General features: G+C 29.9%; 19 protein-coding genes, 4 tRNA genes and 1 other annotated feature. Of the genes, 4 read left to right on the top strand and 19 right to left on the bottom strand.

Annotated features, from left to right (window positions below; translation table 11 throughout):
• Positions 1–172: 172 nt before the first annotated feature.
• Both CUEA01_RS23630 and CUEA01_RS23625 read right to left on the bottom strand, forming a co-directional pair.
• Positions 173–263 (bottom strand) — tRNA-Ser (locus CUEA01_RS23630).
• 36 nt (positions 264–299) lie between these two features.
• Positions 300–390, bottom strand: a tRNA-Ser gene (locus tag CUEA01_RS23625).
• Positions 391–584: 194 nt separating this feature from the next.
• Between CUEA01_RS23625 and CUEA01_RS23620 the strand changes: the two genes are divergently transcribed.
• Both CUEA01_RS23620 and CUEA01_RS23615 read left to right on the top strand, forming a co-directional pair.
• Positions 585–1,958 (top strand): ISNCY family transposase, encoded by a 1,374-nt coding sequence (locus CUEA01_RS23620; RefSeq protein WP_456237147.1) that lies wholly within the window; start codon positions 585–587, stop codon positions 1,956–1,958.
• A 379-nt stretch (positions 1,959–2,337) separates the two neighbouring features.
• Complete coding sequence (locus CUEA01_RS23615) at positions 2,338–3,054, top strand: HAD family hydrolase (RefSeq protein WP_234124817.1); 717 nt, start codon at positions 2,338–2,340, stop codon at positions 3,052–3,054.
• A 291-nt stretch (positions 3,055–3,345) separates the two neighbouring features.
• Here CUEA01_RS23615 and serS (CUEA01_RS23610) read toward each other — a convergent pair whose 3' ends face one another.
• Both serS (CUEA01_RS23610) and CUEA01_RS23605 read right to left on the bottom strand, forming a co-directional pair.
• The gene (gene serS, locus CUEA01_RS23610) at positions 3,346–4,623 is read right to left on the bottom strand and encodes a serine--tRNA ligase (RefSeq protein WP_234124815.1); all 1,278 of its coding nucleotides are present in this window, start codon (positions 4,621–4,623) and stop codon (positions 3,346–3,348) included.
• A 181-nt stretch (positions 4,624–4,804) separates the two neighbouring features.
• On the bottom strand, positions 4,805–7,510 hold the full coding sequence (locus CUEA01_RS23605) for an MFS transporter (protein WP_234124813.1): 2,706 nt from the start codon (positions 7,508–7,510) through the stop codon (positions 4,805–4,807).
• A 263-nt stretch (positions 7,511–7,773) separates the two neighbouring features.
• Between CUEA01_RS23605 and CUEA01_RS23600 the strand changes: the two genes are divergently transcribed.
• Positions 7,774–8,379, top strand: a complete 606-nt coding sequence (locus tag CUEA01_RS23600; RefSeq protein ID WP_234124812.1) for a TetR/AcrR family transcriptional regulator — start codon at positions 7,774–7,776, stop codon at positions 8,377–8,379.
• Positions 8,380–8,437: 58 nt separating this feature from the next.
• Here the strand turns inward: CUEA01_RS23600 and serS (CUEA01_RS23595) are convergent, their stop codons facing one another.
• The 5 genes from serS (CUEA01_RS23595) to CUEA01_RS23575 form a co-directional block, all read right to left on the bottom strand.
• Positions 8,438–9,715: a serine--tRNA ligase gene (gene serS / locus CUEA01_RS23595; protein ID WP_234124811.1), complete on the bottom strand. Its 1,278-nt coding sequence runs from the start codon at positions 9,713–9,715 to the stop codon at positions 8,438–8,440.
• Positions 9,716–10,090: 375 nt separating this feature from the next.
• Positions 10,091–11,335 (bottom strand): DUF1015 domain-containing protein, encoded by a 1,245-nt coding sequence (locus CUEA01_RS23590; RefSeq protein ID WP_234124810.1) that lies wholly within the window; start codon positions 11,333–11,335, stop codon positions 10,091–10,093.
• Positions 11,336–11,449: 114 nt separating this feature from the next.
• Entirely contained in the window at positions 11,450–12,367 is a 918-nt protein-coding gene (locus CUEA01_RS23585) for a D-2-hydroxyacid dehydrogenase (protein WP_234124809.1), read from the bottom strand.
• Positions 12,368–12,380: 13 nt separating this feature from the next.
• Positions 12,381–13,454, bottom strand: coding sequence for a pyridoxal-phosphate-dependent aminotransferase family protein (locus CUEA01_RS23580; RefSeq protein ID WP_234124808.1), 1,074 nt, complete (start codon positions 13,452–13,454; stop codon positions 12,381–12,383).
• Between the two features lie 381 nt (positions 13,455–13,835).
• Positions 13,836–14,044 (bottom strand) — a binding site (T-box leader).
• Between the two features lie 230 nt (positions 14,045–14,274).
• Positions 14,275–15,135 carry a L,D-transpeptidase gene (locus tag CUEA01_RS23575; protein WP_234124807.1) on the bottom strand — a complete coding sequence of 287 codons (861 nt, stop codon included), beginning with the start codon at positions 15,133–15,135 and terminating at the stop codon, positions 14,275–14,277.
• A gap of 577 nt (positions 15,136–15,712) precedes the next feature.
• Between CUEA01_RS23575 and CUEA01_RS23570 the strand changes: the two genes are divergently transcribed.
• Positions 15,713–16,330, top strand: a complete 618-nt coding sequence (locus CUEA01_RS23570; protein WP_234124805.1) for a DUF1062 domain-containing protein — start codon at positions 15,713–15,715, stop codon at positions 16,328–16,330.
• Between the two features lie 303 nt (positions 16,331–16,633).
• On the opposite strand, the gene CUEA01_RS23565 is transcribed toward CUEA01_RS23570, so the two are convergent.
• The 10 genes from CUEA01_RS23565 to CUEA01_RS23520 all read right to left on the bottom strand — a co-directional run bounded on the left by CUEA01_RS23565 (position 16,634) and on the right by CUEA01_RS23520 (position 25,832).
• Positions 16,634–19,369 carry a UPF0182 family protein gene (locus CUEA01_RS23565; RefSeq protein WP_234124804.1) on the bottom strand — a complete coding sequence of 912 codons (2,736 nt, stop codon included), beginning with the start codon at positions 19,367–19,369 and terminating at the stop codon, positions 16,634–16,636.
• A 19-nt stretch (positions 19,370–19,388) separates the two neighbouring features.
• Positions 19,389–19,904, bottom strand: coding sequence for a transcription repressor NadR (locus tag CUEA01_RS23560; RefSeq protein ID WP_234124803.1), 516 nt, complete (start codon positions 19,902–19,904; stop codon positions 19,389–19,391).
• A gap of 29 nt (positions 19,905–19,933) precedes the next feature.
• Positions 19,934–20,425, bottom strand: coding sequence for an HD domain-containing protein (locus CUEA01_RS23555; RefSeq protein ID WP_234124802.1), 492 nt, complete (start codon positions 20,423–20,425; stop codon positions 19,934–19,936).
• 128 nt (positions 20,426–20,553) lie between these two features.
• Positions 20,554–21,198: a response regulator transcription factor gene (locus tag CUEA01_RS23550; protein ID WP_234124801.1), complete on the bottom strand. Its 645-nt coding sequence runs from the start codon at positions 21,196–21,198 to the stop codon at positions 20,554–20,556.
• Positions 21,191–22,384: a sensor histidine kinase gene (locus tag CUEA01_RS23545; protein WP_234124800.1), complete on the bottom strand. Its 1,194-nt coding sequence runs from the start codon at positions 22,382–22,384 to the stop codon at positions 21,191–21,193. The genes CUEA01_RS23550 and CUEA01_RS23545 overlap by 8 nt, the downstream gene beginning before the upstream one ends.
• A 10-nt stretch (positions 22,385–22,394) precedes the next feature.
• Positions 22,395–23,477, bottom strand: a complete 1,083-nt coding sequence (locus tag CUEA01_RS23540; RefSeq protein ID WP_234124798.1) for an ABC transporter permease — start codon at positions 23,475–23,477, stop codon at positions 22,395–22,397.
• Positions 23,477–24,589, bottom strand: coding sequence for an ABC transporter permease (locus CUEA01_RS23535; protein WP_234124796.1), 1,113 nt, complete (start codon positions 24,587–24,589; stop codon positions 23,477–23,479). The genes CUEA01_RS23540 and CUEA01_RS23535 overlap by 1 nt, the downstream gene beginning before the upstream one ends.
• Positions 24,590–24,599: 10 nt before the next feature.
• On the bottom strand, positions 24,600–25,538 hold the full coding sequence (locus CUEA01_RS23530) for an ABC transporter ATP-binding protein (protein WP_234124794.1): 939 nt from the start codon (positions 25,536–25,538) through the stop codon (positions 24,600–24,602).
• A 138-nt stretch (positions 25,539–25,676) separates the two neighbouring features.
• A tRNA-Ala gene (locus tag CUEA01_RS23525) sits at positions 25,677–25,752 on the bottom strand.
• Between the two features lie 3 nt (positions 25,753–25,755).
• Positions 25,756–25,832 (bottom strand) — tRNA-Ile (locus CUEA01_RS23520).
• Positions 25,833–25,837: the final 5 nt, after the last annotated feature.

Here is a 25,837-nt window from a genome sequence, read left to right as displayed (position 1 = left end):
AACAATAAAATTATATCAGTAATAAAACTAACTGTCAATATATTTATAAAAATTTTTTTATAAAAAAGATATTAAAGCTTAGTGAACCTATTGAAGAAATGAGAATGATAAAATGCCAGTAATATTCAAAAAACAAACATAAAAAAAATAGCTGTTACATTAACAGCTATTTTGGCGGAGAAGGAGGGGTTCGAACCCTCGCGCCGGTTACCCGACCTATACCCTTAGCAAGGGCACCTCTTCAACCACTTGAGTACTTCTCCATGTGCTCTACTTTTATAATAAATAATATAAAAATATGGCGGAAAGATAGGGATTCGAACCCTAGGTGCGGTCGCCCGCACGCCGGTTTTCAAGACCGGTGCCTTAAACCAACTCGACCATCTTTCCACGACAGATTATATTGTATCATTATTTAAGAACATTGTCAACATATTTTTTTATTTATAATAATTTTTTATGATTGAAAAGTGATAATGTCTTAGTGTACCACATTTGATTATGTCCCAAAAAATAAAATTTATAGTATAATAAACCTCATTGCTAGAAATGAGGAGGACATAATGAGAAAGGTGTATTTAAAAATGAATGAAGAATTAAAATATAAAGTTATTAAGAAGTTAATAGATAGTAACGGTAGCAAGCAGAGAGCAGCAATTGAGTTAGGGTGCACTGTTAGACATATCAACAGAATGATTAATGGGTATAAAGAAAAAGGAAAAGCTTTTTTTGTTCATGGCAATTGTGGAAAAAAGCCATCTCATACTATAGATGATTCAGTAAAAAAAGATATTATAGATTTATACAAAACAAAATATGAAGATGCAAATCTAACACATTTTTCTGAGCTCTTAGAAGAAAGGGAAGAAATAAAAGTCTCAGCAACAACTATACGTTCTATCCTTTTACAGGAATTCATCCTATCCCCTAAGGCAAAGCGTTCTTCTAAAAAAGCTTTGTGTAACAAGCTTAGAGACTTACAAAAAGATACTAAATCAAAAAAAGAAGCCACTACCATTCAAAATACTATCCTTGATATAGAAGATGCTCATCCTAGACGTCCTAGATGTGCTTATTTTGGTGAAATGCTTCAAATGGATGCTTCTGTTCATCTTTGGTTTGGTGAAAATAAAACACAGCTTCATATAGCTGTGGATGATGCTACTGGATCAATTGTAGGTGCTTATTTTGATAATCAAGAAACCCTTAATGGCTATTATCATGTGCTTTATCAGATATTAACTACTTATGGCATTCCTTATATGTTTTACACTGATAAACGTACTGTTTTCGAATACAAAATGAAAAAGTCATCTTCAATAGAAGATGACACATTTACTCAATTTGGTTACGCATGTAAGCAATTAGGAATTGAAATAAAAACCAGTAGCGTTCCACAAGCAAAAGGACGTGTGGAACGCATGTTTGAAACTCTACAATCGCGGCTCCCTATAGAACTGCGTTTATCTGGTATAAGCACAATTGAGCAAGCAAATGAATTTTTAAACTCCTACATAAAAAAATTCAATGCTCGATTTGCTTTACCTGTTGATAATATCAAATCTGTGTTTGAAACGCAACCCAATATTGAAAAAATCAATTTAACTCTTGCTGTGCTTGCTGGTAGGAAAATAGACAGCGGAAGTTGTGTAAAATACAATAAAAGATATTATCTTCCTGTAGATACTAATGGACACCCTGTATATTATCATAAGGGAACCTCCGGATTAGTTATAAATGCGTTTAACAATGAATTATTATTTTCTGTTAACGAAAAAATTTATGCCCTTGAATTGCTTCCAGATCATGTTCCCTCGTCAAAGAACTTTGATCTTGCACAAACTACAAAAGTTCCAAAGAAACGCTACATACCACCTATGAGTCATCCTTGGAAGCAGGCTTCATTTGAACAGTATTGTAGTAAGCAAGCTCATAGGCAAAAGGAAAGCATAGCATAAATTTATAAATCTATTTTCTTAAAAATCGAAGATTTTTAAGGTTTATTTGCCATACCTTAAAATAGAGTCAGACCATTAATAAAGCACCAGCAAAAACTGGTGCTAATAATTAAAACTTTTTAGGACATTTTCAAAAATGCTTGACACATATTTTTTTATTTATAATAATTTTTTTAATGAACTATTTTATCGGAAAATTTGCCACTTAGGTTTATTAATTTTATTTAAGATTTCGAGATACTCGTAGGCCACATTATTTTTAATGTACCTGTCCCTTGTTATTTGGTTTTGCACTACACCTTTGTTCGCAATTTATTCCATAAAAAATCCAATTGTGTTATTATTCATATATATACTAAAGTGCAAGGAGGATTTTTATATGTACAAAAATTTTATATTCGATTTATATGGAACCTTAGTAAATATCCATACTAACGAAAACAAGCGCAATGTATGGAAAAAGCTTTCATTATTTTATAGTTACAACGGTGCCAACTATAAAACTAATGAACTAAAAAAAGCCTATCTACAAGAAGTTGAAACTAAACTTGGAGAAAATACAAAAACAAAGTATCCTGATATAAAACTTTCATCAGTTTTTAGAAAATTATATGAATCTAAAGGAGTTCATGCTGACAATCACTTAATAAGTTACTCCTTAAGACTATTCAGAGGATTATCAACAGAATACATAGGGCTTTATCCTGGAGTTAAATCACTCCTAGAGGAATTGAAAGCTAATAACAAAAAGATATACATGCTATCAAATGGTCAACGAGAATTTACAGTTCCTGAACTAAAATACTTAGGAATACATGATTATTTTGATGGCTTATATAGTTCTTCTGATATAGAAATTTGCAAGCCAGATACAGCCTTTTTTAATTATCTTATTGAAACAGAAGAATTAAACAAAGAGGAATCTATTTTTATTGGAAATGATCATCTATGTGATATTGAAGGTGCCAAAAAGGCTTCCTTAGATTGCCTTTATATTCACAGTAATCAATCTAGAAAAGTCACTAAGGTAGAAAGCAATTATGCTATTTGGGATGGTGACGTAACTAAAATTTTAAAGACACTTCTAAAAAAGTAATTATAAAAAGGAAACTGTCACACAAAAAAATACTTAATAACAATCTAAAATTATTGCGAACTAACTAAATCAGAGTACAGAGTACAGATGACAGAGTACAACGAAGGTTGATTTGCCTTCCTTTCGTCAGGTAAATCTTAAACTTAAATGTTGTCAGCTTCGCTGAACAACATTAATGCCACGATTGCGTAAGCAATAGAAAATAAGTTTTAAGATTTTCTGTAGCAAAGCGGAAGAAAATCATCCTTCACTGTACTTTGTACTCTGTACTCCGTACTCTGAATATTAGATTTATTTGATTAAGTCTTTTCCCATATACTGTCTTAATACTTCTGGAACAGTTACACTTCCATCTGCATTTTGATAATTTTCAAGTATAGCTGCTACAGTTCTTCCGATAGCAACTCCAGACCCATTTAATGTATGAACAAATTCAGGCTTTGACTTAGGATCTCTCTTAAATTTAATATTTGCACGTCTTGCTTGGAAATCTTCGAAGTTACTACAGCTTGATATTTCAACATATCTATTGTAACTTGGCATCCAAACTTCTATATCATACTTTAATGCAGCTGTAAAACCTAAATCACCTTTGCATATTCTAACAACTCTGTATGGAAGGCCTAACATTTGAAGAACTTCTTCAGCATCATGAGTTAACTTTTCAAGCTCTTCATAAGATTCTTCTGGTTTTGCAAATTTAACAAGTTCAACTTTATTAAATTGATGTTGACGTACAAGTCCTCTAGTATCTCTTCCAGCAGAACCAGCTTCTGATCTAAAACATGCGCTATATGCAGCATATTTTATAGGTAAATCTTCAGCTTTTAACATTTCATCTCTGTGTAAGTTAGTAACTGGTACTTCAGCTGTAGGTATTAAGAAAAATCCGTTGTTTTCTACTTTAAAAGCATCTTCTTCAAACTTAGGAAGCTGACCAGTTCCTGTCATGCTATCTCTGTTTACCATGTATGGAGGAAGCACTTCTGTGTATCCATGCTTTTCAACATGTGTATTTAAGAAGAAATTTATTACAGATCTTTCAAGTCTTGCTCCAAGACCTTTATAAAAAGTAAATCTTGAACCTGCTACTTTTCCAGCTCTTTCAAAATCAAGTAAATTTAAATCTGTTCCAACATCCCAGTGAGCCTTAAATTCAAAATCAAACTTTCTAGGTTCTCCCCATTTTCTTATCTCAACGTTGTCTTCATCTGATTTTCCTTCTGGAACACTTGGATGAGGTATATTAGGGATTCTAAGCATTATATACTGTATTTCTTCGTCTATTTTTGAAACTTCAGCATCTATATTTTTTATATCATCTGAAAGTTTTTTCATATCAGCCATTAATGCATCTGTATTTTCACCTGCTTTTTTTAGCTTTGGTATTTGGGCTGAATCCGTATTTCTTTTACTCTTTAAGTTTTCAACTTCAACTAAATTCTGTCTTCTCTTCTCGTCAAGTTCTACAACTCTATCAATTACAGAGACATCAAAATCCTCTCCTCTGTTTGAAAGGGCATTTTTTATTTCTTCTGGATTAGTTCTTATCTTTTTTAAATCTAACATACTTATCTCTATTGAAGTTATTATTCAATAGATTCCTCCTCCCACATCTATATGCATACACCATCTTAATTTTAGTGGTATATTATATTTTCGTAATAAGATTAAATATACTAAATATTCACATTTACATACATAAAGTAGTTTATCACTAATACCAAAAAAATTCAATTGAATTTAGCTTTTATAAATTACTTAAAGCTTTTTCATCATTATATTCTTCTTTTTCCTCTTCTACTTTTAACTTTTTATCTGTGAATAGCCCAAATATAGAAGATATAATTACTATTATTGCTGCAATAGAAAATGTCTTATTAAAAGCTTCAGATAACTTATCATTTTTTTCGTTTTTAACTTTATCCATAACTCTTTGTATTGCCTCTTTCTGACCAGCCATTCCTATACCTGTAACCATATTCTCAGTTCCATCCTTTATTTTACTAGAAGCAGCTACAAGCTTATTTGAACCATCCGCAAGCTTATCATTTCCATTTTTAGCGTTATATATGCCTTTTTCTAATTTAGTTGATCCATCATACAACTTTGCAGAACCATCACTTAATTTTGAAATAGAAGAATTAACAGTATCTATTCCAGCTTTAATATTTAAAAGTCCCTTAGAGCCTACTGAAAGTCTATTCATTCCTTGTGATAGCTGCATTACACCATTTCTAAAGGCTCCCCCATCCTGAAATTGTGCTGTGACCTTAGACATTCCATTTTGCAGATTATTTGCACCATTTTTAAGATTTGTTCCTATTGAAACAACATTTTCAGAAGCTTTTAATTTGCTTTCAAATTCACCTTCGCTATTAGAATCTATTGCCGCTGTATAAATGCTCACCATATTTGAAAGCATATCCACCTGTTGAAGCTCTTTAGCTTTAATGTTTTGATCTGAGGTTTGTTTAAGATTAATCATTAATGTATTCATACTATTTTTATATTGTTCAAGCAACTTAGGTGATTCATTATTAGTTTTTACTAACATATATAACATATTATTCACGATAGTTGTATACTCACTAACTCCGGTAGAAACCTTTTGTGTTCCTCCATTAATAGCTGTAATTGCATCATATAAGCTTGGATTATTTGAATCACCGCTTGTTGAAAACTGTGACATAAGCTTTTGAGAACCATTATCAATCGAAGTTATTCCATTAACTAAAGTATTTATTCCTTCACTTCCATCTGCTAATTTTTGACTACCAGCTTTTAATTTACTTGCACCTTCATTAAAAGTATTAATTCCAGAGTTCAAAGCATTACTTCCATCATAAATTGTTCCAAGCCCATTATCTAACTTATTTATTCCATCATTTAAAGTAGATTGACCATTTGCTACTTTAGCTGTTCCATCCCTAAGGGCACCTGTTCCGTCATATAATTTTTTTAAGGTATCATTATTATAAAAGGTTGCGTTTTTTGAAAATAAACTCTTATTATTTTTTATTATTTCTTCAATAGACTTTTCCATTGAACTTTGAGATGTATTATTTTTATTTTCTGAATCATTATCTGTATTTTTAAACTTATCCTTTACTATTTTTATAAGTTCAGTTCGTACTGGTTTTATTATTTCATTATCCTTGTTTACATAAGAAACTACATTATTTTTCACCTCTTCTTTAGCTGTAGATACATTTCCATTTAACATACTTACAAGAAGTGCAATTCCAATACAACTTCCTATTTGCCTAGCTGCATTTATTATTCCAGAACCCATTCCGCTCTTTTCTTTAGGAATATATTTAACTGATGAGGAAAGTGCTTGAACAGAAAACCCAAGACCTACTCCACATATAATTAAATCTAATATCATGGTTCCCTTGGTCATATCTGTGCTTAAATATGACATCTTAAATATTCCAAGCCCAATTACTAATATTCCAATAAAATTTACTACTCTTGCTCCAATCTTTTTTCCTAAAATACTTCCTATTGGTGTTGCAAACATAGATGTTAATGAAACACTTATCATAATAAACGCAGCTTTTAGTGTATCATATTCAAGTACATTTTGAAGATAATAGTTGAAAAGAAGTAAAGGACACATAATTGCAAAGCCCGTTATCATATAGCATATATTAGAAGCCGTAAAAGTAAGCTCTTTGAAAAGCTTGAGTTCTACCATAGGTTCTTGTACTTTGCTTTCAACTACAATAAATATAACTAAGGAAACTACAAAGCTTATTAATAATGCTATTATAATGTTAGAACTCCATCCATAATCTCTTCCTTTAAGGAGTGCAAAAGTAAGCGAAAATAAACTTATTGTTATAAATATCATTCCAAGCCAATCTATACTTTTAGAAACTGTAGTATCATAAGATTCTTCAACAAACAATAAAACCATGACAATTGCAATAATAGTAAGTGGCACATTAACAAAGAAAACTGATTGCCAATTTATATACTTTATTAAGATTCCACCAACTGGTGGTCCACTTGCTGCTGCTAAACCAACTATTGCTCCAGATAATCCGACTACTATTTGCATCTTTTCCTTACCAAAAATCTCAATTCCCATTGGAAGTATTATTGGTGTAATAATAGCTCCTCCAATACCCTGTATAAATCTCATTATAATAAGAAATAATAGTGAACTAGAAGCCCCACAAAGAGCCGAGCTTACTCCAAAAATCACAAGTCCTATAATCATTAATCTCTTTCTTCCAAATTGATCTGCTAACTTTGAAGCAGTAATCATAAAAACAGCCAATGCCAAAGCATAAATTGTGCTTATCCAGCTAGTATCATTTAAACTCACATTAAAATAGTCCGTTATACTTGGAAGCGCTATATTGACAATTGTGCTATCAATTACTCCAAGAAAAGCAGCAATAAGTATTCCTATAAATCCAAAGTATTTCATTTTTCTATTCATTTTTACTTTCCCCCCTTTAAAAACATGAAACTCATTTCATATTCATATTATAAGATTCTTTTTTGCAAATGTCAATACAAATATGAATTCACTTTCACATTTTATTGACAACTTATTTTTCTTGTATTAAAATTACTTTAAACAAACAAACTTTTAAGTAAATATTAATTTACTTCTTATAAAATTCATAACCATATGGATTTTTTGTTTGAATAAATGGGACTTTACTAATAAAAATTATATAAACTACTAGAGGTGAAAAAATGGATAAAGCAATTCGTGAACCTAAACAGAAACGTTCAATTGAAAAAAAAGAAAGAATTCTATCAGCAGCTCAAAGTCTTTTTACAGAAAAGGGCTATTTTGATATGACAACTGTAGATATAGCAAAAGCAGCTGGGCTTTCAACAGGAACTGTTTATGCATATTTTAAAGATAAAAAAGACATACTTCTTGAATGTGTTTATAAGAATGGTGAAACTTATATACAACAAATTATCAATGAGTTAAGTAAATTTTCAGAAAATAAGAATCTTTTTACTACCATAAAAAATATTCTTAATATCTTTATACAACTTCATACTGCTTATCCTAAAAAATATCATGATGAACTTATGTCTTTAGTTTATACAGACAAGGATATAATGGAATTTTTTAAAAACATAAAAGATAAGATTATGAATGCCGTTATGAATGAACTGAAAGCATCAGGAATTGAATTAAAACATGAAAAAGAGCAATCTTTCTTAATGTACTCTCTTATTGAAAATATTGAAGATGAACTTGTCTTTGATATAAATCCAAATTTAGACAAAGAAATTCTCATAGATGAATGTGCACGTGTTATTGTTTTAATGCTTCAAAATTAAATTAAGTGCAAAAAAGATACACTTATAAAATTTTACAAGTATATCTTTTAGCAATTTTTTAAATTCTATCTTTTCCAACCCATTTTCTCAAAACTTCTGGAACAACTATATGTCCATCCTTATCCTGCATTTGCTCGAGTATTGCAGGCATAAGTCTACTTGTAGCAAGACCTGAAGCATTTAAAGTGTTTACATACTCTATTTTTTGATTTTCATCTCTTCTAAATCTTATCATGCCTCTTCTTGCTTGATAATCACGAGCATTAGATGCTGAACTTACTTCTTTGTATTCATTCATGCTTGGAATCCAAATTTCAATATCATAAGTCTTTGCCATTGATGCACTACAATCCCTAGCTGCAAGCTTTGACAATCTATAATGAAGTCCAAGCCCTTGCACAAGCTTCTCAGCCTTGCCTATAAGCTCCTCTAGTGCTGCATCTGAGTTTTCTGGAGTTGTATACTGAAACATTTCAACTTTATTAAATTGATGTCCCCTAATCATTCCTCTTTCAGATGCCCTATAACTTCCCGCCTCAACACGATAGCAAGGCGTATATGCAAAATACTTTTTTGGCAGCTCCTTTTCCTTTAAAATTTCGCCTCGATGTAGATTAACTAAAGCAGTTTCAGCTGTTGGAAGAATAAATTGCATATTATCAGCTTCTTTACCATCTCCAACTTTAAAAACCTCATCTTTAAACTTAGGAAATTGCCCCGCAGTTCTACCACATTCATAGTTTAAAATATGGGGAGGTAAAATAAATTCATATCCATCTTTAAGATGCTCTTCTACAAAATAATTCAAAAGTGCCCATTCTAAAATAGCACCATACCCCTTGTATATCCAAAAACCATTTCCAGAAAGTTTGGTCCCTCTTTCATAATCTATTAAGTTATTACTTTGTGCAAGTTCAACATGATCTTTGGGATTAAAACTAAAATTAGGTTTTTTACCATACACCCTAACAACTTTATTATTTTCTTTTCCACCAGGCAAAACATCATCATCTGGTATATTAGGAAGTGCTTCTAAAAAAGTTTGTATTTTTTCTTTAATTGGAGAAAGTTCTGCCTCAAGTTTAGATATATTATTTGCCACTTCCTTCATTTCCTCAAAGTGTGATGGTTCAACTTCTCCACCTTGACTTTTTATTTTAGAAATTTCCTTGGATACAGTATTTTTTTTATTCTTTAGGACTTCTATTTCTCTTATTAATTTACGTCTATCATCATCTAATTGAAGTACTTCCGTAAAATCAACCTTATCCATTTTTTTTAGAAGAGCATTTTTAACTTTATCAGTGTCATTTCTAATTAACTCTATATCTAACATAGCCATTTCTCCCTTTATTTTATTATAAATATACAATCTGAACATTAAAATTGCCAATTCCAAGTTTATCCTGATAACAATATTTTTCAATTCACAGTTCACGATGCACAATTCACAATGAATGATGAATTACCTTTCGATTTTCTCAGGTAATTCTTAAACTTAAATGTTGTCAGCTTCGCTGAACACCATATATAACGCGATTGCGTAAGCAATAAAAAAAGTTTTTAGATTTTTCTACGCTTGCGTAGAAAAATCATCCTTCATTGTGCATTGTGAACTGTGAATTGTGAATTGAAAATATTATCATAAGAATACAGTTGGTATTTATAATTTCAATATTTCAGGTTGTCTATCTATATATAATTTACTGTTTTATTTAAGTTCATGTATAAAAAGTCCACTTCTAAGCTTAGGTTCAAACCAAGTTGATTTAGGCGGCATTACATTACCACTATCAGCAACCTTCATTAAATCCTGTACTGTTGTAGGATACATAGCAAATGCAAGCTTCATATCTGTATTTGCTCTTTTTTCAAGTTCTTCAATTCCCCTTATTCCTCCAATAAAATCTATTCTCTCGTCATTTCTTGGATCACCTATTCCTAAAATCGGCTTAAGTAAATTGTCTTGAAGTATTGAAACATCTAAACTCAATACCGGATCATTATCATTAAAAGTTTCCTTTTTAGCAGTAAGCTTATACCAATTATTTTCTGTGTACATACCAAAAGTATGCTTTTCAGAAGGTTTAAACTTTTTTCCTTTTGGAAGCTTTTCAACCTCAAACTTACCTTCTATTTTATTTATAAATTCTTCTAAAGTCATTCCATTTAAGTCTTTAACCACCCTGTTATAATCCATTATTGCAAGGTCATTATCTGGAAATAAAACTGAAAGGAAATAATTAAATTCTTCTTCTCCTGTAAAATTCGGCTTCAATTTTCTCCTCTTCAATCCAACTTTTACAGCGGAGGCCGCCCTATGATGACCATCTGCTATATAAAGTTCGCCTACTTTTTCAAATATATCTCTTATTTCCATTATGGTATTTTCATCTTCTATAGTCCATACAATGTGAGATATTCCATCTTCACTAACAAAATTATATTCTGGTTCCGCCTTTGTAATTTTATCTGTAATTTCATTAATTCTTTTATTTGCTCTATAAGTTAAAAAAATTGGTCCAGTGTTTGCATTACAGTAGTCAACGTGATTTATTCTATCTTTTTCTTTACTTGCTAATGTAAATTCATGTTTTTTTATAACTCCATTTTCATAATCATCTATAGATGTACAACCAACTATACCTGTTTGACTCCTACCATTCATTATCTGTCTATAGATGTATAAGTTTTCCTTATTATCTTTGACTAATATTCTTTTTTTAATCATATCTGTTAAATTATCTTTGGCCTTTTCGTAAACTTCACTACTATATGGGTTTATACCTTTCTCTAAATCTATTTCAGCCTTATCAACATGTATAAATGAAAATAAATTACCTTCTCCTATTACTCTAGCTTCCTCTGTATTCATCACATCATAAGGAAGCGCTGCGACATCAACCGCTAATTCTCTTACTGGCCTTACAGCTTTAAATGGTTTTAATACTGCCATTTTTACCATCCCTTCTTATCTTTTAATATGTATATATTATATACCCAATTTAAATAGCCACCGCTAAAAAGACTTAACGCGGCGGCTAAAGGGGAAAATTTTAAACAATTTTAATTAACTGGCTTTTTTAAAAAATTCATTTACTATATTAACTATTTCATTGCCTATTCTCTCTTGTGCCTCTTCAGTTGAAGCTCCTATATGAGGTGTAACTGAAACTTTTGGGTTATTTAAAAGTTCCACATTAGGCTTTGGCTCATTTTCAAATACATCTAAAGCTGCGCCTGCAATTTTACCTGTATTTAATGCTTCAATAAGTGCAACTTCGTTAACAACTCCACCTCTTGCACAATTTATCAAATAAGCTCCATCTTTCATCATAGCTATTTCTTCTTTTCCAATTACATAACCTTTATTTTTATCTAATGGTATATGAAGAGTTATAAAATCAGCTTGCTTTAATAATTCATCAAACTGTACAAATTCATATTCATCATATCCTTCAGCTTTTCCACATATATCAGTATAAATTATTTTCATACCTAGAGCATACGCTCTTTTAGCAACTTCCTTAGCTATTCTTCCAAAACCCACAAGTCCCAAGGTTTTTCCGAATATCTCTACTCCCTTATATGCTTTTTTCTCCCATTTTCCCTCTCTCATAGTAACGTTTGAAGTGTTTATAAATCTTGAAACTGCAAATATATGTCCCAAAGTAAGTTCCGCAACTGAAATACTACTTGCATTAGGTGTATTATTAACTGTAATTCCCTTTTCCCTTGCATATTTTACATCTATATTGTCTACTCCAACACCAGCTCTTATAACAAGCTTAAGCTTTCCACCTACTGCCGCATCAATTAAATCTTTTCTAACCTTAGTATTAGATCTAACTACCAAAATATCAAATTCCTTTATTTGCTTGAACAACTCTTCTCCATCATAATGATCTTCCACAACTTCAAATCCAAGTTCTCTGAGCTTCACCGCTGCATCTTTATCCATTCCATCATTAGCAAGTAATCTTATCATAATACATCCTCCTTTATTCTAATCCTAATATATTGTTTATGTTCTGTATAAGTTCTTTTATTTCATCTAAATTCATATCGGCCATGTGTGCAATTCTAAATGTTTTTTCCTTTAACTTTCCGTATCCATTAGAAATCTGAAATCCTCTTTCACCAAGCTTTTTATTTAAATCTGCAACGCTTATTCCTCTTGTATTTTCTATTGTAGTTACTGTATTAGAAAGGTGCTTTTCATCTCCAAATATTGCAAAATATTTCCTAGCCCATGCTCTAACGTACTCTGCCATTTCTATATGCCTTTTATACCTATTCTCTATTCCTTCTTCAAGAATCTTATCTAGTTCATAATCAAGTGCAAACATATGAGATAAAGAAGGAGTTGATGGATATTGATAATCTTTTTTCTGTATGAATTCATATAAATTAAGTAAATCTAAATAGTACCCTCTAAATTTAACAGTTTTGGCTCTTTCAACAGCTTTTTTTGAGAATGAGCAAACTGCAAGTCCTGGAGGAAGTCCAAGTGCTTTTTGAGATGATGTTATACATACATCAACGCCAAGTTTATCAACTTCTATTTTTGTCCCTGCCATTGAACTTACGGTATCTAGACACCATACAATTTCAGGATATTTTTTAACTACTTTTGATATCTCATCTACTGGGTTCATAATTCCTGTAGATGTTTCATTATGAGTTATTGTTATTAAATCATACTTACCTGTACCTAAAACCTCATCAACAAGTTCAGGAGTTGTTACTTCTCCCATTTCAACTTCAAATAAATCAGCTGGGACATTATTGTTTATTGCCATCTCGTACCATCTTTTACCGAAAGCTCCTATTGAAAATACTGCTGCTCTTTTAGCTGTGCATGAACGTATTGCCCCTTCCATGAGCCCACTTCCAGAACTTGTAGATAAAAGTATTTCTTCATTTGTATGAAAAACTAGTCTCAACTTATCACTTATTCTTCTTTGAAGTGCTGATGCATCTTTGCTTCTATGCCCAATCATAGGTGTTGCCATTTTTTCAAGCACATCTTGTTTTACTTCTACTGGACCTGGTATAAATAATTTTTTATGCATTTAATATGCCTCCTTAAAATTATGTATTATATTACTTTTTTGTATTATTTTTCTGAAAAAAAGTTATAAAAATAAAGCAAAAGATAATTAGTTAAAAAACTACCTATTACTAAAATTGTCGCGTTTAAAAGTCGAAATATTCTTAAAATTAAAAGTATAGTATTCCAAAAATTCATATTATTTTTTACATAATTACTTTCTTTTTTAACTTAAGAACATTATTTTGTTGTTATAATTCTTATTTCTGCATATTTATAAATTTATTAAAATCTTTATAGCCCCCAATTATTTATCTTTAAATATTCAACCCCTTAAATAATTGTAATATTTTCATTTATATGATTTTAATATAAATAAAAAAGGCCCTCCATTCCTACATATAGTAGGGACGAAAGACTCCGCGTTACCACCCTAGTTAATCATACCATAAAATAATATGAATCACTTAATTAAAATTTAACGGTAATCACACCGTATTGCTCATCGCAATCCCTCCGAGGCGGATTCACAACTTAGTAGTTATCAGTTTACACCAAGCACTGACTCTCTATAAGCTACTAAAGAGTTACTATTCTCTTCAACGGTTTAAATATTTATTATTTAATATGATTATATATTCAATGCAATCATATGTCAATACCCTTTTTGTATTTTTTATAAATATTTTTTATTTACAGTATATTTTATACAATTGCAAGGCTTCATACAAAAGCTATCTTTTAATTGATTATTTTATTTATACTAATTTAAATGCAGTATAAAATAATTAATAAAATTGAGTAACAAAAAGAGTGAGATAATGTATTTACGCAATTCCTAATCAATAATGTATATAAACAACATCACCAATTTTTACATAATTATATACCATTTCAGCGTCCTCTAAAGACAACCTTATGCATCCATGTGACGCTGGTTTTCCAAGTTCACTTTCTGCTTTTTCATTTGCCACAGCTTGCATTTTACCATTAGTTTTAACTTCATCTATTGGAACTGAATGAATTAAATAATTTCCTAAAAACTTAACAGCATACTTTACATTTTCACCATACTTTTGACTTGTAAGATCTTTAAACTTATCCTTTACAGTAAATAATCCAAGTGGAGTTTCTGTTTGATTATCACCATTTATCCCGCTAGAGCACTTTATTTTATTTTTGTTTATGAGAATATCATTTCTATATAGATTGACAGTTTGCTTACTTAAATTTACATCCACCAAAAATTTAGGCTTTTCAAATATAATTCCACTTAAATCATCTGAGTCTTTTTTTACCCATCCATTTATTAGCTTTCCCTTTGAATCTATATGATTAGTCTCACAATATAAATAACCGTTTTGTTCTTTATCACAAACAAGTTCATCATTCTTTTTAAGCATAGTTATGGGTGATGATACTTCATTTATGTTACCATACATTTTTACATTATCATGACTTACATAGTATGTTTTTTTTACACATGAATCAGAAGAAAATACTGCTATATCTTCCTTTTGCTTATTTGTCTCTTGGGCTTTTGCATTTTTAGCACTTAATTCGCTTTTATTACTTCCCGGTATATATGCATCCTTTCCATCATCCAAATATGTAAAAAATATAGGCGATACAATTATAAGGCAAGCTAATATAGCACTTATTGCACATGATAATATAAACTTTAAAATTGGCTTATCCTTCATATCTATTCCTCCTAAATACATATTTTATATTATTTACACTTTTACCATTTTTTAAACATGTACTTTGAAGGAATATGGCTGGGGATACGTAACAAAATTATTTTATAAATAATTTATAAAAAGTGCGAACAATTATTCAGAGTACAGATGACAGAGTACAGAGTACAGTGAAGGATGATTTTCTTTTCGCCTTGCTACAGAAAATCTTAAAACTTATTTTTGATTGCTTACGCAATCGCAGTAATGTTGCTCAGCAAAGCTGACAACATCTAAATTTAAGATTTACCTAACGTAAGGAAAGGTAAATCATCCTTAACTGTACTCTGTCAACTGTACTCTGTACTCTGATTTAATGGTTCGCAATAATTTTAAGTTACGTATTTAATAATTTTTGTGTGACAGACCCTTATTGCATTGCCTCATTTTCTTTTACTAATTATCTTTTAGGTTTATATTTGCATTTCTGGATGCTACCATAAAATTATAAACAATATGAGGAGGGAATTTAATGAGAAAAACTTGTGATAATCCACCTGTTATTCTTCCTATTATTCATTAATAGGAAGGAGTAATTTTAATGAAAAAAATAAACTGGGATATAGAATACATATCTCCTCCACCTGCAATTAAATATTGCAAAAAGTGTGGTAAGAAAACTGAATACATTTCTTCTGGTTTATTCAGAATAAATGCTCAGCGGAAACATTTGGATATATGGTTAATATATAAATGCTTAACTTGTGATTCAACCTGGAACATGACTATACATTCACGTATAAATCCAAAAAGTATTTCCCCAGAAATATTAGATGCATTTCATAACAACAATGAAAAACTGGTAAAAAGATATGCTATGGATACAGAATTAATGCGAAAAAATGGAGTAGAAGTTGGACTTCCTAGTTATAAAATAATAGGTGATACTATTGATATGAACATGCCTGTGGAATTACACATAAAAAGTTCTTATCCATCAAGGCTCAAAGTATCTTCTTTACTGCGAGAAAAGCTTAATTTATCTCAAAGTGCTTTTGAAGAGCTAGTATCTAATGGAACAATTCGAAGCATTGATGATAAAGTTGATTTAAAAAAATGCAGATTGCAAACAAAAATTATACTAATTATTGATAAATGGACAGATAAGAGCCAATCAACTTTAAATTTAGCATTATATAAATTCGGTGCTGTGAATTGAATAATTTATTTTCTTTATTGCTTGCGCAATGGCGCCATGAATGGTGCTCAGCGAAGCTGACAACATTAAGTTTAAGATTTACCTAAGCAGCGCGAAAGGTAAATCATCCTTAAACCACTGTATAATACGAAGTAAGAGTGTTTTGGAACGATTTAAATAACATCTTATAAATCTTAGTGAAATATTTTCAAAATCCTTAGAACTTTCAATTTGTCTGAACGTCAGTGAGTTATTGAAAGTTCTTAGGATTTTAAAAATATTTCCCTTAGATTTATTGATGTTATTTAATGTTCCATAACACTCTTACTTCGTATTTAATTCTTCTATTGTTTTACCAAGCTGTTTAATATAATCTCCATAACTAGACCAGTCTCCATTTTTTTGTGCATCAATAGCCTTGTTATATAAATCCTCAGCATCCTTTAATTTCTGTTTATCAATAGATGCTGACGTAGTTGGTATTTGAGTTTTATCTGTTTGCTGCTGATTATCTGTAGAATTATTATTATTATCTGTATAATTAAATATTTGCTGAAGTGCTGCATCAACATTTTGTGCCATAATAATTTTACTTCCGTAGGCAACTATAACCCTTTTTACCTCTGGAACACTGTTTTTGCCTTGAGCCCTTAAATAAACTGGTTCTATATATATAAGCGATTTATTTATAGGCACAACAGACGTGTCTCCAAATTGCACTTTAGAACCTTGGGTATTCCACAATGAAACCTCTTTAGAAATCACAGGATCCTGCCTCAATTTTTGGTTAAATAAATATGGGCTATCGACAGTTTTATCTGTAGGCAATTCATATAAGACCATTTTGCCATAATTATCACCATCCATCCTAGCTCCAAGAAGTGCAACCATGTTATTTTTATTTCTCATATTAAAATACTGCATTAAAACCATTTCTTCCTTTTTCTCACCTGGAAGCTTCATTACAACATACGATGAATCACTTGCCTTCTTTTCTCCTTCAACGTCATTTAGGTTTTTAGATACATCCCACAAATCTTCACCGTTGTAAAATATGCCTGTATCTGTAACATGATATCTTTCAAGTATTTTACTTTGAGTTGCAAATAATTGTTCTGGATATCTAAAGTGTTTCTTTATATCAGGTGGTACTTCACTTGCACTTTTAAATAACCCAGGAAATATTTTAGAATAACTATCTGCAATAGGATCATTCTTATCTACTATATAAAAGTTAGTAGTTCCATTCACAGCATCAATGACAACCTTAATTGAGTTCCTTATATAATTTACGTTATCTACAGGTTGTGAATATGGAAATCTATTTGAAGTTGTATATGCGTCTAAAATCCAATACATTTTTCCATTACTTATTATTGCATATGGGTCACTATCATAAGTTAAAAATGGAGCTATTTTATTAACTCTATCAACTATATTTCTGTTTATAAGTATTTTACTATTGGAATTTATATTTCCTGATAACAAGAAATTAATGTCATGCTCATTAACAGTAAATAAAAGCCTGTTTATTAGTGTAGCATTTATTCCATACTTGCTATCATAGTTATTAATTTTATCTGATCCTCCATTTGGATAATCAAACTCACCCAGGGTATTATTTGCTATAACATAATCATTGGTTTCTTCTCCAAAATATATTCTTGGATTCTTTAAAGAAATTGCTGTCTTATTTTCAGGTGGTATATCATTAATTACAAAATCAGGCTGACCAGAATCCGTTACAGAGTTAACCTTACTCATGACAGCTCCATAACCATGAGTATATACAAGATGTCTATTTTGCCAAGTATCTGCATTACCTTGAAGACTTTTCTCATCAAGTTCCCTTGGTGCAATAAATACTTGATTATACTTTCCGTTAATATTATATCTATCAATATCAATATCATTAAAATCATAATAATATCTTATAACTTGAACTTGATTATAAAATTCAAGTGCAGGCTCAAAGGAATTTACCTTTATATTGTCTACTGTAGGTCTATTGCTAGCAATATCCTGTGCAGTTAAATTCTCCTCTGCCGGGAAATCTTTTTCTGAAATCTTATCTATATTAAAGGCTTTTCTAGTGTAATCTATATTGTTTCTTATATACGGTGCTTCCACTGTCTTTTCATTTGACTTAACATATAGCTTTTGAACAGCAGGTGAAGCTATTCCCTCTCCTATAACAAAAACTATTATAACACATATGGAAATAATAATTGGTCTTATCTTAGATTTAATGATACTCAAAAATATGACTATAGCTGATATTACACAAAGTATCATTATAATTACATAAAACACTAAAGAAACATGTATGTCTGTATATCCTGCACCATAAAATACACCTCTTGGCGAATATACAAGGCCAAATGCCTTAAGCATATACCCAAATGATAAAAGCAATATTATAAGAGATGATAAAGTAGCTAATTGCCTTCCTGCAAAATCCACTAATCCTTTCATGAATACTCTAAAAGTATAACCATTAACCCTATTAGATCTTCTAATATTATCTTTTACATTAAATCCAATATAAATTATAAAAGTCAGTATTACTAGAAAAAATAAAAGTGTCATTATAACACCATAAAGAGATTCTATTAATGGCATTTTAAAAACATAAAAAGATGCATCTATATTAAAAATTGGATCTTTTATATTAAACTTAGACGCATTTGCAAACTGAAGTATTCTATACCAATAAGCCGATGCCACAGAATATGAAAGAAAAATAGAAACAACTAAATTTGATATAATAAATATTCTCTTTTCGTTTTTCTCCTTTTTAGCATTAACTTCTACTACCTTATTCCACTTTCTGATGCTCTTTTTAATGCTTTTATAATATAATAAAATAACACCATATATAACAATAAACAAAGGAATCATAAGCTTTAATACTGCTAAAATTTTAGTAAAGTATACCGAAAGATATCCAAGATCCTTAAACCATTCAATGTTTATAATGAAGTTAGCTATATTTCCAAAGCAAGCAATAATTATAACTACTGCTACAAATACACTTGCAAGGATACCTGCTTTTTTCAAAAAATCACCTTCTATCACTTTAATCTGATAATATATAATTCTTTTTATTTAATTCCTTCAGTATATTATTCATTGTCTCATTATCATTTGCGCATATTGTATGTAAATGAACTCCTCCTGTTAAAACCGCCAATGGCTCAGCACTATATTTGTTCAACTTTTCCATGAAATTTTGAACATCGAATGGAGTTTTAATCATTAATATACCTCTTATTTCGCCATATAATGGGTGCTCTATTATAACATCCTCGATAGTCCCTCCAAATTTAACAACTGAATTTAATTCATCTTCTATATCCTCTGGTTTATGTGTTACAGCAACAACTTTTTTTATTGAGTTAGATACTAATTTATTTATTATATACCCCTTAGGAGTTGCAAATATATTACACCCTTCAGCCCTCAATATAGCTATATCCTTAACTATTATTTGCCTTGTTACCCCATATTCAGTTGCAAGTGTGCTTCCCTTTATAGGTTCACCATTCTTCTCCAACTTTTTTCTAATCTCTTCTCTTCTTTCATCCGAAATCATAAGCACCTCACCAAGCCTTAATTTTGAAACTAATTTCTATCATCACATATTTTAAGTATACTTAATTCTAAATCATCTTTAATACTCTTGTTATGATGATTTCTTATAAGATACAAAATTCTGCTGTTCTCATTTAATTCCTCAAGTATTTTTGCACCATCATCTGGATGATTATAATAAACATATATCTTTTCTAGTTTGGTAAACCTTTTTATTCTTCCCTTGCTTATGTTATCTAATATAACAATAATAGACTTCTCAATTATATTCATTTTGGCCTTCAACTTTCCTATATCATGCATAAGTGCAGCTTTTACTAAATTACTTGAATTCATTGAATTCTTATCACAAATATTTTCAACATCCTTAGCTACATTTATAGAATGTTTTTGTTCATGAACAGATAATTTATCAAACAAATTTCTTTCATCAGTGTTTAAACATTTATCAAGATACATTTTATCTTCTGCATCAACATTAGCTGTCATGTAGTTATAAAATTGTTTTATTCTTTTAAACATATTATCCACCCCGTATAATTTAAAATTTCCTTACCTTTAATTCTATTATTATATAGGACTAACTTCAACTAATATATAAAAAAATATTAAAAAATTCTTAGCTAATTTTTACTAAGCAACCCTTTAATCTAAAAATTATCCTTAACAAAAAGTGCAATTTGTGTTCTACCTTTAAGTTTAAGCTTAAACAATATTTCGGTAATATAATTTTTTATAGTACCTTCACTTAAATAAAGTTCTTCTGCAATTTCCCTATTAGATAAACCGTTTCCTATAGCCATCATAATAGCTATATCTTTATTTGAAAAATCATAATGTTTTTTTATTTGTTCTAAATCATGTTTATGTGAATTTACTGAACCATTAACTATCTTTTGAGCTATCTTAGGATGCATAATTACGCTTCCCTTATATACCCCTTTTATAGCTTCAATAATAATATCTGGAGACGTATCTTTTAATAAGTATCCACTTGCACCTGCCCTTAATGCATCAAATATATATTCATCATCGTCAAAGGTTGTAAGAACAAGTATTTTAACCTTGGGAAAACTTTTTTTTATATTTTTCGTACCAGTTACACCATCAACTCCTGGCATTCTTATGTCCATTAAAATTACATCTAAAGGCTTTTCCATGCACAACTTATATGCCTCTTCCCCATCCATGCATAAGCCACAAACCTCTATTTCCTCATCAGTACACAATATTATTTTAAGACTTTCCCTTATAAACTTTTCATCATCAACTATAGCAAGTCTTATCTTACTCATTTACACCCTCCCTATGTTGTACTGGTATCATAGCTACAACTTCAAATCCATTTACGTCATTAGAATGTATTTCAATTGTACCATTTAATTTTGAAATTCGTTCTTCCATACCTGTTATTCCAAAACCCTTTTTTATTTCTTTGCAGCCCTCTCCGTTATTTCTGATTGTTGTAACTATTTTATCAAATCCAAAATTAATTATTATATCTATATTTGTAGCGTGTCCATGTTTTACAGCATTATTAAGTGATTCTTGAATGACTCTATAAAGTATAAAGGATTCATCTGGCGTTAGATGATATTGATTCTTTGAAACAGTTAAGTTCACGCTGCACTCAGATACCTTTTTAAACTTTACTATCAGCTCTTTTATTGCAAATATTCCAGCATATTCGTCAAATTCAACTGGCTTTAAATCCTTGACCGCTCTCCTTACGTCCTCTAAACCTTTTTTACTAAATGAAGTCATGCTTTCAATGAGTTCATTTGTCTTTTTTTCATCAACTTTAATTATATGCGGAAGTGCTTGAAGTTCCATTATCATAGTTGTAAGAGTATGCCCAACAGTATCATGTATCTCTCTTGAAATTCTATTGCGCTCCTTTAAAAGCGTTAATTCTTCAACAGTATTTGAATATTGCTCTAATCTTCTATATGCAACTTGAAGTTCATCTTCCGATCTTCTAAGCTCATCATAAAGCTCATGTGCTTCTTTTGTACCTCTGCTTTCGTAATGAATGTATCGCCCTAATGCCATAAAAACAATTGACAAAAACAAATTGTATACTATAGATATTTTATCGTTGTAACCTGGAAAATATGAGTAAACTTTAGAATAATAAACGAAAACTAATACAATTATAAAAGATATATAAGCGTATTTTTTGTCAAGCATAATTGCTGCATCGATTATAGCTATAAAATAATACAATACTATAGGTCCGCCATAATTTTTATATATAAAAAAGCCTAATATAAGATCCATTAATATAGATAGTAATAATATTAAATTCTTTCGACTTATAAACATTCTTATTTGTATGCTTACAACATAACATAAAAATAATATTATTAAATATGTTATATTTTTAAAATTAACCTTATCAGAAATTAATATCATGCTTATTACAACTACTGCAACAATATATCTAACTATAATTAACAATTTCCTGCTTATATCTTTCATACAATTCTCCCTATTTTTCTGAAGATATTATAAACGTTCTACTTCCAATCATAAAAAATACCAAAGCATATAAAAGCATTACCATACAATTTGTAAGAACCGATGCTGCACTACCTCCATTAATAACTATTTCCTTAAGTCCACTAACCATCCACGTAGATGGCATAAGATAAGCAATTTTTCTAACACTTTCATTAAAAGTTTCTATAGGTACAAATGAACCAGATAACATCATTGCAGGTGTTATAATTGCAACTGCTATTATTAAAACATTTCTTCCATCTTTAATCAAGTAAGATAAAAGCAGAGATATGGAAATAATGAAAATTTCAAAGCATATAAAAAGAATAATAAGGGATAATGTGGAATTTCCCCAATAAACCTTATATATAAATTTTGATGCAAATACAATCACTGAACATTGCATAAGTCCAATTACAAGAAAACTTAGTAAAAAGCCTAAAGCAGTTTTAACCCTTCCGTTAGATGCAGACATAACTCTTTCAAAAGTCCCTTCTTTTTTCTCATCAATTATTTCACCGCCAACTACTACCATAAAAAACATCAGTATCATTGCAGAAAATTTTACTGTAAATTCCGTAGTAGCTGAAATCTTAACATTATTTTTTGATATTTCCTTTGAATTAATCTTAATTGCTTTATTATTTGTTGTTAGCTTATTTACAAATGAATTCAAATCATTTGTAAGCGAAACTTCTGAGTTAGAAGTACCCATTTTTAAAATATTTATTTTTACATTATGCTTATTTTTTATATTATTTGAAAAATCATTTGGAATTTCAATAATAAAATCTTCTTCTGAAAAGTTCAATAATGTTTTAACTTCACTTTTATTTACTTTTTTTAAATTTATACCATCCATATTTTTTATATGCTTAACTATTGTGCTCCCATAATTTCCTGTATCATTATTAATATACCCCACATTTTGACAACTTGTCGTGTTAGCCCCTTTATTAACTGTAAGCAATAAACTAAGAAATAATACAGGATATAAAATATACAGAATTATAGTTTTTTTATTTGCAAACAACTTTCTTAAATAAAGGAAAGCAATATATAATACTTTCATTAATTATTCACCTCTACTTTAAAAATAATAGAACCTAAAATTGATGCTATGATTCCAAAAATACTTAATTTCAAAATAAAATTCAATATTGAATTCATATTCCCACCAAGCATCAAAACATTATAGGCTTTGTAATAATTATAATTAAAAGTATATGGCGCAAACTGTGCTGTTTTTTGTGGTAAAGTTTCAAGAGTTAATGCAAAACTCCCACTAAATATCCCCATAACCATGTATAATATGCAACTATATATCCTAAATACATTAAGTTTTTTGATTATGCCAATACCTATAGCAGTTAAGCCGGTAATTGCCACACTTCCCGAAAATATTATACTTAAAATACCAACATAGTTGCTTCCATAATCAACATCAAATATTATAGATGTTAATATAATATAGATAATGGTTTCAATAATACACATTATAAAAGTACTTCCCAATTTTGAATAAAAATATATATACTTATTCGTCCCTGTAGAACTTATTCTAGCAAGTACATTTTCATTTTTTTCTTCTATAATATCACTTCCAAATATAAACACCGATAAAACTATAAATGTTGAAAACATAACTGTATAATAATGCTGAGCTGCACTTACCCTACTTTGCTTTTTTATAATAGTAGTATCTACATAACTAACTTTGCTGCTCTTTAAACTAATCTCATCTGTAAAACTTTTCAATATACCTTCTACTACATTATCATTAATCGTATCCATAGGTGATTTTAAAAGTTTTATGTCCTTGGGCCTATTTTCAATAAAGTTTTTTGTGAAATTCTTTGGTACTATTATTGCTGCACTTACTTCATCATTTTTAACTTTGCTTTCTGCTCTATTTTCATCGCTATCTATTTGTACATTTAAAGTTTTTTTGATTTCTTTACTAGTAAGCATTTTTTTTAACATAGTTCCATAAAAACTTTTATCTTTATCTACAAATGAAATACTAAATTTATTTAAAGTACTCTGACCATTGTAATCTTTATAAAATATACATGTTTCAACAAATCCTATAAGCATAGGTGCTCCAACTAAAACTAAAATAATAAATGCTGCATTTCTATAATATTTTTTTAAATCATTTCTTATTATATTAATTACTCTCATAACTATCACCTTAATCCCTTAATTTTTTACCTGTTAAACTTAAAAATACACTTTCAAGGTTTGGTTCAGTTACATTTATATTATAGATTTTTGCAGAGTTATTTATAATTATCTCTATTATTTTTTGAAGTTTTTTTTGAGGATCTTTCATTGTTATATTTAAAGTATCTTCTATAAAATCAACTCCATTAACTTCATCTATTGATTTTATACTTTCTATAATATTAGGTGTAATATTAGCTACCTTTAATTCTAAACTTTCTACCTCTACTGCAGATCGTTTTACTTCTTCCTTTGTTCCCTTTGTTATTACTCTTCCTTCATCTAAAATAACAATATCATTGCACAGGAAGTCTACTTCCTCCATGTAATGACTTGTATATATAATCGTTGATTTATATTGTTCATTCAAATACTTTGCTGATTTGAGTATATGATTTCTAGATTGAGGATCTATTCCAACCGTTGGCTCATCCATAATTATAACTTTCGGATGATGCATTATTGCAGAAGCAATATTTATCCTTCTCTTCATTCCTCCTGAAAATGTATTTATTTTATCATTTTTCCTATCACTTAAGCCCGCAATTTCAAGTGCTTCATCTACTCTTTCTTTTAAAAGTTTGCTCTTTAATCCATACATTCCGCCAAAGAATTTTAAATTGTCCAGTGCAGTTAAATTTGTATATAGTGCTATATTCTGTGGAACTAATCCTATGCTTTTCTGTGCCTTTGCCTTTTGTTTAGTTATTGAGTATCCATTTACTTTTATATCACCTGAACTAGGTTTAACAAGTCCACATATCATAGATATAGAAGTAGATTTTCCAGCTCCATTTGGTCCTAAAAATCCAAACATAGCTCCTTCTTCAATTTCAAAATTTAAATTATCTACTACTAATCTATTTCCATAACGTTTAGTTAAATTTTTTATTTCAATAATATTCATTTTTACACCTACTATCCTTTATTAATATCCTAATTATATAATAGGTTTTAAAAAAACTTAATTGAGAAACGTAATAAAAAATATGACTAAAGTCACAAAAAAGCATAAAAAAAATAGCAGTTATAAAACTGCTATTCTTGGTGGAGAATAAGAGATTCGAACTCTTGACCCCCTGCGTGCAAGGCAGGTGCTCTCCCAGCTGAGCTAATCCCCCATATGGTGGACCTTCAGGGACTCGAACCCCAGACCGACCGGTTATGAGCCGGTTGCTCTAACCAACTGAGCTAAAGATCCATATA

The sequence above is a fragment of the Clostridium hydrogenum genome, from assembly GCF_021432385.1.
GTDB classification, from domain to species: domain Bacteria; phylum Bacillota; class Clostridia; order Clostridiales; family Clostridiaceae; genus Clostridium_S; species Clostridium_S hydrogenum.
Note: the sequence above shows the minus strand (reverse complement) of the source record. Positions and strands in the feature narration are given on the sequence as shown.